Here is a 16201-nt window from a genome sequence, read left to right on the forward strand (position 1 = left end):
CGCGCAGTTTCCGTACACTCACTCACTCAGCTGAAGGAGCGATACATGGCCCTGCTCACCATCGGTGACCAGTTCCCCGCCTACAACCTCACCGCCGTGATCGGCGGCGACCTCAGCAAGGTCAACGCCCAGCAGCCCGATGACTACTTCACCACCGTCACCTCCGACGACCACCCCGGTCAGTGGCGCGTCGTCTTCTTCTGGCCCAAGGACTTCACGTTCGTGTGCCCGACGGAGATCGCCGCATTCGGCAAGCTGAACGACGAGTTCGCCGATCGCGACACCCAGGTGCTCGGCGCCTCGGTCGACAACGAGTTCGTCCACTTCCAGTGGCGTGCACAGCACGAGGACCTGAAGACCCTCCCCTTCCCGATGATGAGCGACCTCAAGCGTGAACTGGCTACTGCTGCAGGCGTTCTCAACGCCGACGGGGTCGCCGACCGCGCCACCTTCATCGTCGATCCGAACAACGAGATCCAGTTCGTGTCGGTCACCGCGGGCTCGGTGGGACGCAACGTCGACGAGGTCCTGCGTGTCCTCGACGCCCTGCAGTCCGACGAGCTGTGCGCCTGCAACTGGAAGAAGGGCGACCCGACGATCAACGCCGGCGAGCTCATGACCTCGGGCGTCTAGAGGGGATCAGATGAGTATCGACAACCTCAAGGAAGCCCTTCCGGAGTACGCGAAGGACCTCAAGCTCAACCTGGGCTCGATCAGCCGGACCACCGCGCTGAACGAAGAGCAGCTGTGGGGCACGCTGCTGTCGACCGCCGCCGCCACGAAGAACGCCAAGGTGCTCGGCGAGATCGCCGACGAGGCCGCCGACATCCTGTCGGCCGAGGCATACAACGCCGCCCTGGGCGCCGCGTCGATCATGGGCATGAACAACGTGTTCTACCGCGGCCGCGGCTTTCTCGACGGCAAGTACGACGACCTGCGTCCCGGCCTGCGGATGAACATCATCGGCAACCCGGGCGTGGACAAGGCCGCATTCGAGCTGTGGTCGTTCGCCGTGTCCTCGATCAACGGCTGCGGACACTGCGTCGCCGCCCACGAGAACACCCTGCGCGAGGCCGGCGTCGACCGGGAGGCGATCTTCGAAGCCCTCAAGGTCGCCTCGATCGTGACCGGCGTGGCCCAGGCCATCGCCACCACCGAGGTGCTCGCGAACGCCTGATAGCGCGTCCAGACAACAAGGCCCGGTTATCGATTCGGTAACCGGGCCTTGGTGTATGGGCTGGTGTCTTCGGGAGGGCCTCCGCCGGCCGAGTACGTCGACCGAGCGGAGCGAGGACGCCGTGTATCGAGGTCAGCTCAGCGCGGCCCGCATACGGTCGGCGAGCTCGCCGACCTCCTCGGTCGTCATCACGAAGGCCGGCGAGATCTGCAGCGCACCCTGTCCCGCGGCGCGCGTGCTGACACCGTGCTCACGCAGCTTCACCACCGCCGCCGGGGCCGATGCCGGGTCGGCTAGCTGGACCGCGGTGACGGCACCGAGGCCGGTGCGCACCTCGGCGACCGAATCGAGGTCGGCCAGCGGGGACAACGCCGTGGCGAGATCCCCCTCGAGCCGCGTCGCCTCCGCGAGCAGGTTCTCGCGGCGGATGATCTCGAGGTTGGCCAGCGCGGCGGCCGCCGCGGCGGCGTGACCGCCGTAGGTGTAGCCGTGGCGCCACCAGACGCCGCCGGCGAAGAACGGTTCGGCGACGCGCGGCGCGATGAAGACCGCACCCATCGGCACATAGCCCGAGGTGAGACCCTTGGCGGTGGTGATCATGTCCGGCTGCAGGTCGAAGCGCGCCGAGGCGAACCACGAGTCGCCGCCGATACGCCCGAAGCCGGTGACGACCTCGTCGACGACGAACAGGACGTCGTGGTCGCGGCAGATCGCGCGAACCTCGTCCAGGTATCCGGCCGGCGGCAGGTAGATGCCACCGGCACCGATGATCGGCTCGCAGAAGAACGCGGCGATGTTGTCCGCACCGACTCGCTCGATGAGGCCGAGCAGGCTCTTCGCGTCATCCCAGTCGACGTTCTGCACGTCGTGCATGAGCTCGCCGTAGCCGTCGTGATTGAGGGGGATGCCCGCCAGCGACGTACCGGCGACGTGCATGCCGTGATAGGCCTTCGTGCGGCTGACGACGACGCGCTTGCCGGGCTTGCCCTGCTCCACCCAGTACCGGCGGGCGAGCTTGACCGCCGTGTCGATCGAGTCGCTGCCGCCCGAGGTGAAGAAGATCTTGGACCCGGGCACCGGTGCGATCGCGGCCAGCTCGTCGGCGAGCTGCAGCGTGACGTCGCTCGCGATGTCCCCGAAGTTGGAATAGTGCGCGATGGTGCCGAGCTGACGCGCCACCGCGTCGGCGATCTCGGTGCGGCCGTGGCCCACGTTGGTGAACCAGAGACCGGCCGTCGCGTCGAGATAGGACTTGCCGTCGCGGTCCCAGATGCGGGTTCCCTCACCCTTGGTCACGACGAACGGGCCACTCGCGGTCACCGCACCCATGTCGGCGAAACCGTGCCACAGAGCGCCAGGAGTATCGGACAGTGCCCTCGAAGAATCAGCCATGCCCCCATGATGCCGGGCGAGGTGAACACCCCCGGCAGCGACCCATATCCTGGAGTCATCATGTCGGTCGAGTCCCCAGATCCAGCCCCGCGAGATCCTGAGCCCGGCATCTCCCGATCCCAGCTGTTGCGCTCGCTCGACCAGGTGGGGATCCTCGACGCTCACCGACTCCGCCGCCGGGTCGACGAGCTGGGCCGCACCCCCGACCCACGGAAGTGGGAGCAGCTCGTCGCCGACGTGGCCAAGGCACGCAACCGCCTCGAACGGCGCCGGGCAGGCGTGCCGGTGCTGCGCTTCCCGGACGAACTCCCCGTGTCGGCAGCTCGTGAGGAGATCGCCGACGCCATCCGGGACCACCAGGTCGTGGTGGTCGCCGGTGAGACCGGTTCCGGCAAGACCACCCAGCTGCCGAAGATCTGCCTCGAACTCGGGCGCGGCATCCGCGGCACGATCGGGCACACCCAGCCGCGTCGTATCGCGGCGAGCTCGGTGGCCAAGCGCATTGCCGACGAGACCGACACCGAACTCGGTGACGCGGTCGGCTACTCGGTCCGGTTCACCGACCGTTCGGGGGCCGACACCCTGATCCGCGTGATGACCGACGGCATCCTGCTCCGCGAGATCGCCACCGATCCGATGCTGCGGCGCTACGACACCCTGATCATCGACGAAGCCCACGAGCGCAGCCTCAACATCGACTTCATCCTCGGCTATCTGCGCCGGCTGCTGCCGCAACGACCGGACCTGAAGGTGATCATCACCTCGGCCACCATCGAACCCGCCCGTTTCGCACGGCATTTCAGCACACCCGACGCCTCGGTGCCGGTCATCGAGGTGTCCGGTCGCACCTACCCCGTCGAGATCCGTTACCGGCCCCTGAGCCTGCAGGAACGCCCGGACAGCGGCGACGACACCGGGGGCGGCGAGCACGCCGACCTCGACCAGATCCAGGGCATCGACGCCGCGATCGACGAGTTGTGGGCCGGCGGCCGGGGCGACATCCTGGTGTTCCTACCCACCGAGCGCGACATCCGCGAGACCGCGGATGCGTTGCGGCGCCGGACCGGAACCGGCCGCGATGGCGGTGCGGAGATCGTCCCGCTGTTCGCACGTCTGTCGATCGCCGACCAACAGAAGGTCTTCGCTCCGTCGAACGGCCGACGGATCGTCCTGGCCACCAACGTCGCCGAGACGTCGGTCACGGTGCCCGGCATCCGCTACGTCATCGACACCGGCACCGCTCGCATCAGCCGGTACTCGACCCGCACCAAGGTCAATCGTCTTCCCATCGAACCGGTCTCGCAGGCCAGCGCCCGCCAGCGCGCCGGCCGATGCGGTCGCGTCGCCCCGGGTGTCTGTATCCGGCTCTACAGCGAGAACGACTTCGACTCGCGGCCGGCGTTCACCGACCCGGAGATCCTGCGCACCAACCTGGCCGCGGTCATCCTGCAGATGACCTCGCTCAAACTCGGTGAGATCGCAGATTTCCCGTTCGTCCAACCGCCCGACGAGCGCGCGATCCGCGACGGCATGGGCGTGCTGACCGAACTCGGCGCGATCACCGTGAGCCGCGACGGCGGCCCGCCGCGCCTCACCCCCATCGGCCGTTCGATGTCGCGGATCCCGGTCGACCCGCGGATCGCCCGCATGCTGATCGCCGGCCGCGAACTCGGCTGCCTCGACCACCTGCTGGTCATCGCATCCGCGATGTCGCTACCCGATCCGCGCGAACGACCGGCCGAACATCGCGAGGCGGCCGACGCCTCCCATCGTCGATTCGTCGTGCCGCAGTCGGACTTCCTGTCCTACGTCGAACTGTGGCGATACCTGGACGAACAGCGTAAGGAGTTGTCCAGCAGCAGCTTCCGGCGGATGTGCGAGCGGGAGTTCCTGCACTTCCTGCGCATCCGGGAATGGCGGGACCTGCACCGTCAGCTCACCGAGATCGTCAAGGATCTCGACTGGCCCGTGCGTCCGGCCGGCGAGGAGTTGCCGGAGGTCGACGCCGACGCCGTCCACCGCGCGATCCTGTCGGGTCTGCTCAGCAACATCGCGGTCCGCAACACCGAGGGTCGTGAGTTCACCGGGGCGCGGAACACGACGCTCATGATCTTCCCGGCGTCACCGCTGGCCAAGAAACCGCCGGCGTTCATCATGGCCGCGGAGGTCCTGGAGACCTCCCGGCTGTTCGCGCACACGGTCGCCGGGATCGATCCGTTGTGGGCGGAGAAACTGGCCGGCGATCTGGTCAAGCGCACGCACAGCGAGCCGCACTGGTCGTCGAAACGCGGCGCCGCGATGGCGTACGAGGGGGTCACCCTCTACGGCGTCACCCTCGTCGCCCGTCGCCGCGTCGACTACGGTCCCATCGACCCGGTCGTCTCGCGCGAGCTGTTCATCCGCCATGCCCTCGTCGAGGGAGACTGGCGTACCCAGCACCCGTTCTTCGAACGCAACCGCGCCCTCCTCGAGGCCGCCGCCGACGTCGAGAACCGTAGGCGCGAACGCGGACTCGTGATCACCGAGGATCAGCTCTTCGAGTTCTACGACAACCGGGTCGGTGCCGAGGTCACCTCCGCACGTCACTTCGACACGTGGTGGAAGAAGGCACGGCGCAGCGATCCTGCTCTTCTGGACCTGAAGCCCGAGGATGTCACGGCGACCGCCGAGGCCGCACCGACCGACTATCCGGGTGCGTGGCAGCAGGGCGACACCCGACTCGAGCTCCGCTACCGGTTCGAACCCGGCGCACCCGATGACGGTGTCACCGTGATCATCCCGCGCGCGCTGCTCCCCCACGTCCGGCCGGCGGGCTTCGACTGGTCCGTGCCCGGGATGCGGTCGGAACTGGCCACCGCACTGGTGAGATCGCTGCCCAAGAGGTTGCGCAAGTCGATGTCACCCGCCCAGCGGTTCGCCGACCTGGCGCTGGCCCGTCTCACGCCGCGCAGCGAACCGCTCGCGGTCGGGCTCGCCCGCGAACTCACCACGATCACCCAGATGACGGTCACCGCAGCCGATTTCGACCTCGACCGGATTCCCACCCATCTGCGGATGCATTTCGCGGTCGTCGACGACGACGGACGGATCACCGCGCGTGCCGACTCGATCGACGAGCTTCGGCGTGCGACGACGCCCGCGGCGTCGAAGACGGTGAAACGCACGCTGTATCGCAACTGGACCGACGACGGCATCGGCACTCTCGCCGCGCAGCGGACCGTCGACATCGCCGGTCAGCGCCTCACCCGGTACCCGACCGTCGACGCGATCACCGACGACGCCGGACGTACACGCGGGGTCGTCGTGATCGACGCGGTGTCGGAGCAGGCCCGAGATCGCCTGGCGGAGAGGGGGATCGTCGCACTCCTCGACCTGGCGATCCCGCCACTGCACCGGCGCGTGGCGAGTTCGCTCGGGGCCGCCGGCCGGCTCGCGTTGAGCCAGAGTCCCTATGCGGATCTCGATACACTGCTGGCCGACTGCACACGCCGGGCTATCCGCGACGTCGTCGCCGGCCTCGACGCCGGGGCCGTGTCCGCCGTGCGTTCACCCGAGGCGTTCCGCACCCTGACCGAGAAGATCCGTCCACGGATCACCGAGTCGGCTCCGGAGTATTTCTCCCTCGCGGTGGAATCGCTCGGCTCGGTGGCGCCGGTACGCGCCGCGATCGACCGTCATGCGGGTTCGCTCGCCGCCGACGACGTCGCCGAACAACTCGACAACCTCGTCTTCGACGGATTCGTGGCCGCCACTCCGCGACGTCATCTGGAGAACGTGCCGCGCTACCTCGCGGCCGCCGAGGCACGGTTGACGGCACTGCCGGCTTCCGCCGCGCGCGATCAGGCCGGAGTCGCCGTGATCGACCGCGTGACCGAACGCTGGGCGCAGCGGCTGGCCCAGGTACCCGAACACCGGAAAGCGCACGTCAACGACGAGGCGCAGTGGCTCGTCGAGGAGCTGCGGGTCGGATTGTTCGCCGAACGGCTGGGCACCGCGTTCCCGGTGTCGGAGAAGCGGGTCCTACGAACTCTTGACCGACTCGGCTGAGGCGGCACGGAGGTCATCGATCTCGCGCTGGAAGTCCTCGAGGGAGTCGAAGGACCGGTAGACCGACGCGAAACGCAGGTAGGCGACCTCGTCGAGGTCCCGCAGCGGCTTCAGGATCGCGAGTCCCACCTCGTTGCTGGGGATCTCGGCCGAACCACTGGCGCGGACGGTGTCCTCGACCTGCTGGGCGAGCTGGGCGAGAGCGTCCTCGGCGACGTGCCGCCCCTGGCATGCGCGCCGGACACCTCGCATCACCTTCTCGCGACTGAACGGTTCGGTGACGCCGTTGCGTTTCACCACCGAGAGGACCGCACTCTCCACGGTCGAGAAGCGTCGCCCACACTCCACGCAGGAGCGGCGGCGCCGGATGGCCTGCCCCTCATCAGCGACACGCGAGTCGATGACCTTGGTGTCGTCGTTCTTGCAGAAGGGGCAGCGCATCGTATCCTCACGCAGGTCACGGGACGCTCTGATGCAGCCGCGCCGCATGCCGGGCCGGTGCTCGGCTGGTCCCTGTGTCATCGAGGATACCGCCCGGCCTCAGTGGTACCGGGGGGTGAGGAGCGGCTGGCCGACGCGCAGCCCGCTCGACGCGAGGTCATTCAGCTGGATGATCTCGTCGACGACGGCCTCACGCGGCATCTCGGGGGCGACCCGCGAGGCGATCGTGCTCAGCGAGTCACCCGACCGAACGTGCACGACCTCGGTGCCGACCGCGGCAGGCGTGACCGACGCGGCGTAGTTCTGGCCGACGACCGCGATGACCCACACGGCCAGGGCGAGCGCGACGCCGGCGAGGACAGCGGTCGCCGTGCGGCGACGCCGGCGGATGACGGCCGCGGGAACCGTTTCGGCGGGAGGCGACGCCGGGACCACCGGTCCACGACCACGCATACCCACCGGCGACGCGCACTGGGTGGAGGCGACGCGGCGGACCCGGACCACCGATTCCGGCACCGGACGGTTGTCGACGGGCCGCCGGGCGTCTCCCCGACGTGTCGGGCGCGGACGCTCCAGGACGTCGCCGCGGACGGGACCGCCGTGCCGGGCGGGGTCGAGGTGGACGGGGTCGAGGTGGACGGGGTCGATGAGAGTGGCGGTGCGCATGGTGCCCTCCGTGTATCCGGTCGAACGGTGTTCGTGAGTGGGACCGCGTCGTCCCGATCGAACTGTTCGAATGTCGATCATCTGTTCGATGAACTGATGTTCGATTTGTAGCACGGCACTCCGACAATTGTCTCGCGACACGTCGAACAAATGTTTGATTCGGTCGGCGTTCTCGGCTAGGCTCGTCGACAGACAAGCGATCTACCAGCACGTTCGGAATCGAGAGGAACCCGATCATGAGCGATGACGGCGGTAAGCGCACCGGAGCGCGGGGCGCCGACGAGCCCGTCACCCCGGCGGACATGGCGGCGGCCGAGGCGTCGCTGACGCCGCGGCAGCGCGGAGTTCTCGAGGTGATCCGCAAATCCGTGCGAGAACGCGGTTACCCGCCGAGTATCCGCGAGATCGGTGACGAGGTGGGTCTCACCTCGACCTCCTCGGTCGCCCATCAGCTGCGGACCCTCGAACGCAAGGGCCTTCTCAAACGTGATGCCAACCGTCCGCGGGCGGTGAACATCGCGCCGAGCGAACCCCCGACGCCGACGTCGCCGACCGGCGGAGCACTACCCGAGCCCACTTTCGTACCGGTGCTCGGCCGGATCGCCGCAGGCGGGCCGATCCTCGCCGAGGAAGCCGTCGAGGACGTGTTCCCACTCCCCCGGGAGCTCGTCGGCGAGGGATCGCTGTTCCTGCTGAAGGTCGTCGGCGAGTCGATGATCGACGCCGCGATCTGCGACGGGGACTGGGTCGTCGTCCGCCAGCAGAACGTGGCCGACAACGGCGACATCGTGGCCGCGATGATCGACGGCGAGGCCACGGTCAAGACCTTCAAACGCCAGAAGGGTCATGTCTGGCTGATGCCGCACAACGAGTTGTTCGACCCGATCCCGGGCGACGAGGCCGTCATCCTCGGCAAGGTCGTCACCGTGATGCGGCGAGTCTGACCTCGTCGCTGTCAGTGTCGGCGCCACTGTCGAGTACCGCGGCGGCCGCCGCGCGAGCCGTAGCCGGATCGGTGGCGGCCAGCGCGGCGGCCGCCGCGTTTTCGCAGGTTGCCAGGGTGACCGCGCCGAGTTGGGCGCCGACCGCGGGCGCCGCGACGGGAGCGCTCGACAACGAGGTGACCCCGAGTCCGACCAGCACGCAGGCGAGATGCGGATCGGCCGCGGCCTCTCCGCAGACGCCCACCGGTTTCCCCTGATCACGTCCGGCCCGGGCGACCGTTGCGACGAGATGCAGCACGGCCGGCTGCCACGGATCGGTCAGCGATGCGAGCTCGGCGGACATTCGGTCAGCGGCCATCGTGTACTGCGTGAGGTCATTGGTGCCGATCGAGACGAAGTCCACCTCGGCCAGGATCGCCGGGGCCAGGATCGCCGCGGCGGGGACCTCGATCATCACACCGGCGACGAGTCCACGCTCGCGCACCTGCGCGGCGAATGCCGCAGCCTCGGCGGGTGAGGCGATCATCGGGGCCATGACCCACGGCTGCGCGTCGGCCTCCTGCGCCGCCCGGGCGATCGCGTCGAGCTGGCGCGCGCGGATCTCGGGGTGCGCCAAGGCGATTCGGTCGCCGCGCACACCGAGTGCCGGGTTGGCCTCGTCGGGATGGGTCACGAAGCGCAGCGGCTTGTCCGAGCCGGCGTCGAGGGTGCGGATGACCACCTTGCGGCCATCGAAAGCGTCCAGCACCTCGCGATAGATGCACGCCTGCTCGTCGACCGACGGCTCGTCGGCGCGCTCGAGGAAGGCCAGTTCGGTACGGAACAGTCCGACACCCTCCACCGGGTGATCGGTGGCCGCGCGGGCCGACGACCCGTCGGCGACGTGGGCCAGGATCGCCACCTCCACCCCGTCGCCGGTGCGGCCCGGACCCGACCACCCGGCGATGCGAGCGGCGTGACGCCGATACTCCTCGACTCGGGCTCGCGCGGCGGTGTCGTCGGGGTCGACGGCGATCTCACCCGTGGTGCCGTCGACGAGGATCGCCGTACCCGCATCGATCCCGACGAGTCCGGACACCGCGACGACGCACGGGATGCCGAGCTGGCGGGCGATGATCGCGGTGTGACTGGTGGGCCCACCCAGTCGCGTCACGAGGGCAATCGTGGTGGTGGGGTCGAGGCCGGCGGTGTCGGCGGGTGCGAGGTCGTCGGCCAGCAGGATCGAGGGCACCTCCGGCGTGGGCACCCCGGGTTCGGGCAGTCCCAGGAGTTCGGCGAGCACGCGGTCGCGGACGTCGTTGAGGTCGGTGACCCGCTCGGCCATCAGGCCGCCCAGCTTGGTGAACACCGCGGCGAACTGTTCGGTGGCGGCAACGGCGGCCGACGGTGCCGACGCACCCCTGGCGATCAGGGCCGACGCCGCACCGATCCAGCCGCGGTCTTCCGCGAGTCCGGCGGTGGCGGCGAGTACTTCCGCGGCGACGCCGGTGTTCTGCGACGCGCGCTCACGGAGTCGCGCGGCGACGACGCCTGCCGCCGCGGTGAATCGTGCGACCTCCTCCGGGCGCTGGTCCTCGGAGATCTCGACACCGGCGCCGAGCGCCTCCGCACTGTGGTCGGGACGGCGTCCCGGCGACAGTGCGGGTCCATGAGCCACACCACCGACGACCGGCGTCCCCGTCAGAATCTGCGTCATGTGACCACGGTTACAAATTTGGCTTGACTTGTCAACATAAACAGGCGTAAACACAGTTACTACAACATTGAAAGCCACATATTCCCACATTCACGGGGTGGCCGAGTGTGCAGGAACGATCAGAACGGAGCCGGTGTGTACGCCGAGGAGAGACAGCAGGCCATCGCCGAGGAGGTGCGCGTCGCAGGGCGCGCCTCGGTCGCCGAGCTCGCCGCGAAGTTCGACGTGACCAGCGAGACGGTTCGGCGCGACCTGGCCGTTCTCGAGCGCGGCGGGCACCTGCAGCGCGTGCACGGCGGTGCCGTCCGCCCCGAGGTGATGCGGGTGATCGGTGAACTCGGCATCGCCGAACGGGAGACCGAACAGATCGAGGAGAAGGCCGCCATCGGCCGCGCCGCCCTCCGTTTCCTGCCGCCCGACGGCGGATCGGTGCTCTTCGACGCCGGCACCACCACGTTCCGCGCGGCGGAGGCCATGCCGCGGGACCGCGATCTGACGCTGATCACCAACAGCCTGCCGATCGCCGGGTTGCTCGCCGGCCGCCACGCGGACGGTCTGCACGCCCTGGGCGGTCGCGTCCGCGGACTCACCCAGGCCACGGTCGGCGCCGAGACGGTCGCCGCACTGGGACGGCTTCGCGTGACGACCGCATTCATCGGCACCAACGGCCTCAGCGAGGCGCACGGCCTGTCCACCCCCGACCCCGACGAGTCGGCGGTGAAGGCGGCGATGGTTGCCGCGGCCCGACGCGTCGTCGTCCTCGCCGACAGTTCGAAGATGGAGCGCGAGGAGCTGTCGGGATTCGCCGGCATCGACGACATCGACGTCCTGATCACCGACTCCGGCATCGATCCGAGGTTCTCGGCCGCCCTGTCCGCCCGCGGCGTCGAGGTCGTGATCGCATGATCCTCACCGTCACAGCCAATCCCAGCGTCGACCGCACCCTCGAACTCGACACCCCGCTCCGGCGCGGCGAGGTGCAGCGAGCCGGTGTGGTCCGCGCCCAGCCGGGCGGCAAGGGCGTCAACGTGGCCCGCACCGTCGCCGCCGCCGGACTACCGACCCGGGCACTGCTCCCGGCGCGTGCGGGCGACCCGCTGCTCGCCGCCCTCGACGAACTCGGACTCCCCTACGACGCGGTCCCCGTGGACGGCGAGGTGCGCTCGAACGTGACCATTGCCGAAGCCGACGGCACCACCACCAAGATCAATGCCCCGGGCGTCAACCTGACGGCGGCTCAACTGGCCGCGCTGAGCGCACTGATCCGCACCTACGCGGACGGCGCGGACTGGGTCACGCTGTGCGGATCACTGCCGCCCGGCGTACCGGAGGACTGGTATCGGACCGTCGCCGACGCGCTGGTCACCGCCGGTTGCCGCGTGGCGGTGGACACCTCGGGAGCACCGCTGCGTGCGGCCGCCGCCGGACGGGTCGACCTGATCAAGCCGAACGAGGACGAACTCGCCGAACTCACCGGCACCGATCCGGCAGAGTTGCGGGAATCGCTCTCCCGCAACGACCTCCGTCCCATCGTCGCCGCGTCCACGGCGCTCGTCGAGCAGATCGGCGGCACCGTGCTGGCCACGCTCGGGGCGCGGGGCGCCGTACTCGCCACCCCGGCGGGCGTCTGGTGCGCGACGCCGCCACCCATCGTTCCGCGCAGCACCGTCGGCGCGGGTGATTCCTCCCTCGCCGGATTCCTCGTCGCGCAGACGCGTGGCGCGTCGGCTCCCGACTGTGTGCGGTCCGCCGTCGCCTACGGTTCGGCCGCCGCCGCACTGGCGGGCACCTCCTCCCCCGCCCCCCACCACCTCGACCTGTCCGGGGTCACGGTCACGGAACTCTCCGGGGCCGCCCCGATGAACTGAACCGAATCCCCACCGGGCACCCGACCACTCCACCCCCTCCATGCCGAAGGACATCCTATGACCGAGCAGATCATCACCGCCCAGACGGTGAGTCTCGACGTCGACGCCGGTGCAGACCCCGCCGCCGTCATCACCACCCTCGCCGACACCCTGGCCGCTGCCGGACGGACCACCGACCCCGCCGATCTGGCCCGCGCGGCACTCGAGCGGGAAGCCAAGTCGGCCACCGGGCTCCCCGGCGGCATCGCCATCCCTCACGCGCGCACCGCATCGGTGACGACGGCGAGCCTCGCCATGGCGCGACTGTCGCGCCAGGTCGACTTCGGGGCACCCGACGGGCCGGCCGACCTCGTCTTCCTCATCGCCGCCCCCGAGGGCGGTGCGGCGGCGCACATGAAAGTGCTGAGCTCCCTGGCGCGTTCGCTGGTCCGCCCCGACTTCGTCGCGTCCCTCCGCGCCGCCGAGAACGACGAACGCATCATCGAACTGGTCACCGAGGCCATCGATCCCGACGCCAAGAAGACCGCAACCACTCCCCCGGCAGCGCCGATGGCGCCGGCCACGGACACCCCGGTCACCGCCCGGACGCCGACGCAGAACCGGCCGCACATCGTCGCGATCACCGCCTGCCCCACCGGGATAGCGCACACCTACATGGCCGCGGACGCGCTCAGGTATGCCGCGGACCGGGCCGATGTCGACTTCGCGGTGGAGACCCAGGGGTCGTCGGCCACCACGCCGTTCGACCCCGAGGTCATCGCGAACGCGGACGCCGTCATCTTCGCCACCGACATCGGGGTGAAGGGCAAGGGTCGCTTCCACGGCAAGCCGGTGATCGCCTCGGGCGTCAAACGAGCCATCAACGAACCCGATGCGATGATCGCCGAAGCCGTTGCGGCCGGACGGAACCCGGACGCCGCGCGGGTGACCGACGACGGAGGCACCGAGGGCGCCGAGACCGGCGCGTCGTCGGGTGTCGGACTCGGTGCGCGCACCCGTCAGGCACTCATGACCGGTGTCAGCTACATGATCCCGTTCGTCGCGGCAGGCGGCCTGCTCATCGCCCTCGGTTTCCTGCTGGCCGGGTACGAGATCGCCAACAGCACCCTCGACAGCGCCGGGTCCCTGAACGACGCCGTCTACATCGCGCTCAACAACAGCGTCTGGGATCTGCCGTCCGGCGGGCTCCTGCAGTACCTCGGCGCGGTGAGTTTCGCGATCGGGTCGGGGGTGATGGGACTCGCCGTCCCGGTCCTCGCCGGTTACATCTCCTTCGCCATCGCCGACCGTCCCGGCATCGCCCCCGGTTTCGTCGCGGGCATCGTGTCCCTCTCGGTCGGCGCCAGCTTCATCGGCGCACTCATCGGCGGTCTCATCGCCGGCGCGGCGTGCCTGTGGATCTCGCGGCTCCCGGTCCCGCAGTGGGCTCGCGGACTGATGCCGGTGGTCGTCATCCCACTGTTCGGCAGCATGATCGTCGGCGGACTGCTCTACATGGTGCTCGGCAAGCCGCTCGCCTGGCTGACCGAGCAGATGAACTCCGGCCTGGAGAGCATGTCCGGCGGATCAGCCGTCGTCCTCGGCGTCGTGCTGGGCCTGATGATGTGCTTCGACCTCGGCGGTCCGGTCAACAAGACCGCATACCTGTTCGCCACCGCCGGGATCGCCGACGCGGCGACCGCCGGTCCCGCACAGTTCCAGATCATGGCCGCGGTGATGTGCGCCGGCATGGTCCCGCCGCTCGCCCTGGCCCTCGCCACGGTGCTGCGTCCCGGGCTGTTCACCGAACCCGAACGCGAGAACGGCAAGGCCGCCTGGCTTCTCGGCGCATCGTTCATCTCCGAGGGTGCCATCCCGTTCGCCGCGGTCGACCCGTTCCGCGTCATCCCGTCGATGATGGCCGGCGGCGCACTGTCCGGTGCGCTCATCATGGCGTTCGGTGTGGAGCTCCGCGCCCCACACGGCGGCATCTTCGTCTTCTTCGCCATGAACAACTGGGTGCTGTTCCTCGTGGCCCTCGTCGCCGGCACCGTGCTCAGCGCGGTCGCGGTGACCGCGGCGAAGCAGTTCGGCAGGACCAGGGAGGTGGCAGCGGCCGACCTCGAGGCCGTGGCAGCCTGATCCCAGACCCACTCATACCCGACGTTTCATCCAGCACGACAACCGGATATCCCAGCAACACAGGAGGCACCATGCCCAGCACCACCGCCACCGTCGGATCGGCCGTCGGCCTGCACGCCCGGCCGGCCACGATCATCGCCGAGGCCGTCGCCGACTCCGGCAGCACCGTGACCCTCGAACTCGAGGGCGGCGACCCGGTCGACGCCGGTTCGGCACTGATGATCATGACCCTCGGCGCCGAGAAGGGCGCCAAGGTAGTGGTCACCGCCGAGGATCAGGCTGCGCTCGACAAGATCGTCACCCTCGTCGAGACCGATCTGGATGCCGACTGAACGGACCCCGGCTGAGCAGGTCTACACCGTGAGGTCCGCGATCTCGCCCGCGAAAGCGGCCGGGACGCGGACCTTCATGGTGGTGCCCGACTCGGTGTGCTCGGAGTCGAGGATCTCGCCCTCGCTGTGGATCCGCGAGACGATGTCGCCGCGCGAGAACGGCACCTCGATGGTGAGTTCGACGTCCTCGCGGCCCACGAACTCGCGGACCCGGTCGAACAGTTCGGGCAGTCCCTCACCGGTGCGTGCCGAGACGAAGACCGCGTCGGCACCCACCGCGCCGCGCAGCTCGGTGAGCCGGTTGCCGTCGATCGCGTCGATCTTGTTGATGACCAACAGTTCCGGTGGCGCCTCGACCTTCTCCTCGGCGACGATCTCGCCGATGACCTGACGGACGGCCGAGATCTGTTCCATCGGGAACGGGTCCGACCCGTCGACCACATGCAGGAGGAGATCGGCGTCGACGACCTCTTCGAGCGTCGACCGGAACGCCTCGACGAGCTGGGTCGGCAGGTGGCGGACGAAACCGACGGTGTCGGTGAAGACCACGGCCCGGCCGTCGTCGAGGGTGGCGCGCCGGGTTGTCGGGTCGAGGGTCGCGAACAGCGCGTCCTGGACGAGGACGCCGGCGCCGGTCATGGCGTTGACGAGACTCGACTTGCCGGCGTTGGTGTAGCCGGCGACCGTGATCGACGGGATCGACGAACGATGGCGCGCCGCACGTTTGGTGGTGCGCGCCTTCTTCATGTCGCGGATCTCGCGCCGCAGCTTGGCCATCCGCTCACGGATGCGACGGCGGTCGGTCTCGATCTTGGTCTCACCGGGACCACGCAGGCCCACGCCGCCGTTGCTGCCGGCACGGCCGCCGGCCTGGCGGGACATCGACTCACCCCAACCACGCAGGCGCGGGAGCATGTACTCCATCTGCGCGAGCGAGACCTGCGCCTTGCCCTCCCGGGATGTGGCGTGCTGGGCGAAGATGTCGAGGATCAGCGCGGTACGGTCGATGACCTTGACCTTGACGACCTTCTCCAGCGCGGTGAGCTGCGCCGGGGTGAGCTCACCGTCGCAGATGACGGTGTCGGCGCCGGTCGAGAGGACGATCTCGCGGAGTTCGTCGGCCTTGCCGCTGCCGATGTAGGTGGCCGAGTCCGGTTTGGAGCGACGCTGGATCACCGCGTCGAGGACCTGCGAGCCGGCGGTCTCGGCCAGGGCCGCGAGTTCGGCCATGTTGGCCTTGGCCGAGGCGGCGCTGCCCTCGGTCCAGACACCGACGAGGACCACCTTCTCGAGACGGAGCTGCCGGTACTCGACCTCGGTGACGTCGGTGAGTTCGGTGGAGAGTCCGGCGACGCGCTGCAGTGACGCGCGCTCGGAGAGTTGGAGTTCGCCGACCGTCGGATCGTCGTCCCGGATGTCACCGGTGCGATCGTCGAGGTCCGCTGAGGAAAGGATCTGTGCTGATGATTCGGTCATACGGGATCCATGGTCTCACGTCCGACCCCTGCTCAGCACGT

The 16201-nt window shown here is 69.2% G+C and carries 13 protein-coding genes; 8 read left to right on the top strand and 5 right to left on the bottom strand.

Annotated features, from left to right (window positions below):
- The first annotated feature begins 45 nt into the window (after window positions 1-45).
- Together IHQ52_RS16805 and IHQ52_RS16810 are read left to right on the top strand one after the other, a co-directional pair.
- Entirely contained in the window at window positions 46-633 is a 588-nt protein-coding gene (locus IHQ52_RS16805) for a peroxiredoxin (RefSeq protein WP_238063638.1), read from the top strand.
- Between the two features lie 10 nt (window positions 634-643).
- A complete protein-coding gene (locus IHQ52_RS16810) occupies window positions 644-1177 on the top strand; it encodes an alkyl hydroperoxide reductase (protein WP_006436475.1) in 534 nt (177 codons plus the stop codon).
- Between the two features lie 132 nt (window positions 1178-1309).
- Here IHQ52_RS16810 and IHQ52_RS16815 read toward each other — a convergent pair whose 3' ends face one another.
- Window positions 1310-2569 carry an aminotransferase family protein gene (locus tag IHQ52_RS16815; protein ID WP_006436474.1) on the bottom strand — a complete coding sequence of 420 codons (1260 nt, stop codon included), beginning with the start codon at window positions 2567-2569 and terminating at the stop codon, window positions 1310-1312.
- Between the two features lie 60 nt (window positions 2570-2629).
- On the opposite strand from IHQ52_RS16815, the gene hrpA reads away from it, so the two are divergent.
- Complete coding sequence (gene hrpA, locus IHQ52_RS16820; RefSeq protein ID WP_238063647.1) at window positions 2630-6616, top strand: ATP-dependent RNA helicase HrpA; 3987 nt, start codon at window positions 2630-2632, stop codon at window positions 6614-6616.
- Here the strand turns inward: hrpA and nrdR are convergent.
- Together nrdR and IHQ52_RS16830 are read right to left on the bottom strand one after the other, a co-directional pair.
- Window positions 6590-7057 carry a transcriptional regulator NrdR gene (nrdR, locus tag IHQ52_RS16825; protein WP_006436472.1) on the bottom strand — a complete coding sequence of 156 codons (468 nt, stop codon included), beginning with the start codon at window positions 7055-7057 and terminating at the stop codon, window positions 6590-6592. The two genes, hrpA and nrdR, sit on opposite strands and share 27 nt — an antisense overlap.
- A gap of 99 nt (window positions 7058-7156) precedes the next feature.
- Entirely contained in the window at window positions 7157-7723 is a 567-nt protein-coding gene (locus IHQ52_RS16830; RefSeq protein WP_238063649.1) for a LysM peptidoglycan-binding domain-containing protein, read from the bottom strand.
- Window positions 7724-7959: 236 nt separating this feature from the next.
- Between IHQ52_RS16830 and lexA the strand changes: the two genes are divergently transcribed.
- Window positions 7960-8667: a transcriptional repressor LexA gene (lexA, locus tag IHQ52_RS16835; RefSeq protein ID WP_006436470.1), complete on the top strand. Its 708-nt coding sequence runs from the start codon at window positions 7960-7962 to the stop codon at window positions 8665-8667.
- On the opposite strand, the gene IHQ52_RS16840 is transcribed toward lexA, so the two are convergent.
- Window positions 8645-10363 carry a phosphoenolpyruvate--protein phosphotransferase gene (locus tag IHQ52_RS16840; protein ID WP_238063659.1) on the bottom strand — a complete coding sequence of 573 codons (1719 nt, stop codon included), beginning with the start codon at window positions 10361-10363 and terminating at the stop codon, window positions 8645-8647. The two genes, lexA and IHQ52_RS16840, sit on opposite strands and share 23 nt — an antisense overlap.
- Window positions 10364-10498: 135 nt before the next feature.
- On the opposite strand from IHQ52_RS16840, the gene IHQ52_RS16845 reads away from it, so the two are divergent.
- The 4 genes from IHQ52_RS16845 to IHQ52_RS16860 all read left to right on the top strand — a co-directional run bounded on the left by IHQ52_RS16845 (window position 10499) and on the right by IHQ52_RS16860 (window position 14684).
- A complete protein-coding gene (locus IHQ52_RS16845) occupies window positions 10499-11269 on the top strand; it encodes a DeoR/GlpR family DNA-binding transcription regulator (protein WP_006436468.1) in 771 nt (256 codons plus the stop codon).
- On the top strand, window positions 11266-12231 hold the full coding sequence (gene pfkB / locus IHQ52_RS16850) for a 1-phosphofructokinase (RefSeq protein ID WP_238063662.1): 966 nt from the start codon (window positions 11266-11268) through the stop codon (window positions 12229-12231). Before IHQ52_RS16845 ends, pfkB begins: the two co-directional genes overlap by 4 nt.
- 57 nt (window positions 12232-12288) lie before the next feature.
- Complete coding sequence (locus IHQ52_RS16855) at window positions 12289-14352, top strand: PTS fructose transporter subunit IIABC (RefSeq protein ID WP_238063664.1); 2064 nt, start codon at window positions 12289-12291, stop codon at window positions 14350-14352.
- 71 nt (window positions 14353-14423) lie between these two features.
- Window positions 14424-14684, top strand: a complete 261-nt coding sequence (locus tag IHQ52_RS16860; RefSeq protein WP_006436465.1) for an HPr family phosphocarrier protein — start codon at window positions 14424-14426, stop codon at window positions 14682-14684.
- A 21-nt stretch (window positions 14685-14705) separates the two neighbouring features.
- Here the strand turns inward: IHQ52_RS16860 and hflX are convergent, their stop codons facing one another.
- Window positions 14706-16160, bottom strand: a complete 1455-nt coding sequence (gene hflX / locus IHQ52_RS16865) for a GTPase HflX (RefSeq protein WP_006436464.1) — start codon at window positions 16158-16160, stop codon at window positions 14706-14708.
- Between the last annotated feature and the right edge of the window lie 41 nt (window positions 16161-16201).

The organism is Gordonia amicalis (genome assembly GCF_022059885.1).
Lineage (GTDB): Bacteria > Actinomycetota > Actinomycetes > Mycobacteriales > Mycobacteriaceae > Gordonia > Gordonia amicalis.

Bases quoted from the DNA above. Each gene is read 5' to 3' on its own strand.
- IHQ52_RS16805 (WP_238063638.1), top strand. From the start codon at position 46: ATGGCCCTGCTCACCATCGGTGACCAGTTCCCCGCCTACAACCTCACC.
- IHQ52_RS16810 (WP_006436475.1), top strand. From the start codon at position 644: ATGAGTATCGACAACCTCAAGGAAGCCCTTCCGGAGTACGCGAAGGAC.
- IHQ52_RS16815 (WP_006436474.1), bottom strand. From the start codon at position 2,569: ATGGCTGATTCTTCGAGGGCACTGTCCGATACTCCTGGCGCTCTGTGG.
- hrpA (WP_238063647.1), top strand. From the start codon at position 2,630: ATGTCGGTCGAGTCCCCAGATCCAGCCCCGCGAGATCCTGAGCCCGGC.
- nrdR (WP_006436472.1), bottom strand. From the start codon at position 7,057: ATGCGCTGCCCCTTCTGCAAGAACGACGACACCAAGGTCATCGACTCG.
- IHQ52_RS16830 (WP_238063649.1), bottom strand. From the start codon at position 7,723: ATGCGCACCGCCACTCTCATCGACCCCGTCCACCTCGACCCCGTCCAC.
- lexA (WP_006436470.1), top strand. From the start codon at position 7,960: ATGAGCGATGACGGCGGTAAGCGCACCGGAGCGCGGGGCGCCGACGAG.
- IHQ52_RS16840 (WP_238063659.1), bottom strand. From the start codon at position 10,363: ATGACGCAGATTCTGACGGGGACGCCGGTCGTCGGTGGTGTGGCTCAT.
- pfkB (WP_238063662.1), top strand. From the start codon at position 11,266: ATGATCCTCACCGTCACAGCCAATCCCAGCGTCGACCGCACCCTCGAA.
- IHQ52_RS16855 (WP_238063664.1), top strand. From the start codon at position 12,289: ATGACCGAGCAGATCATCACCGCCCAGACGGTGAGTCTCGACGTCGAC.
- IHQ52_RS16860 (WP_006436465.1), top strand. From the start codon at position 14,424: ATGCCCAGCACCACCGCCACCGTCGGATCGGCCGTCGGCCTGCACGCC.
- hflX (WP_006436464.1), bottom strand. From the start codon at position 16,160: ATGACCGAATCATCAGCACAGATCCTTTCCTCAGCGGACCTCGACGAT.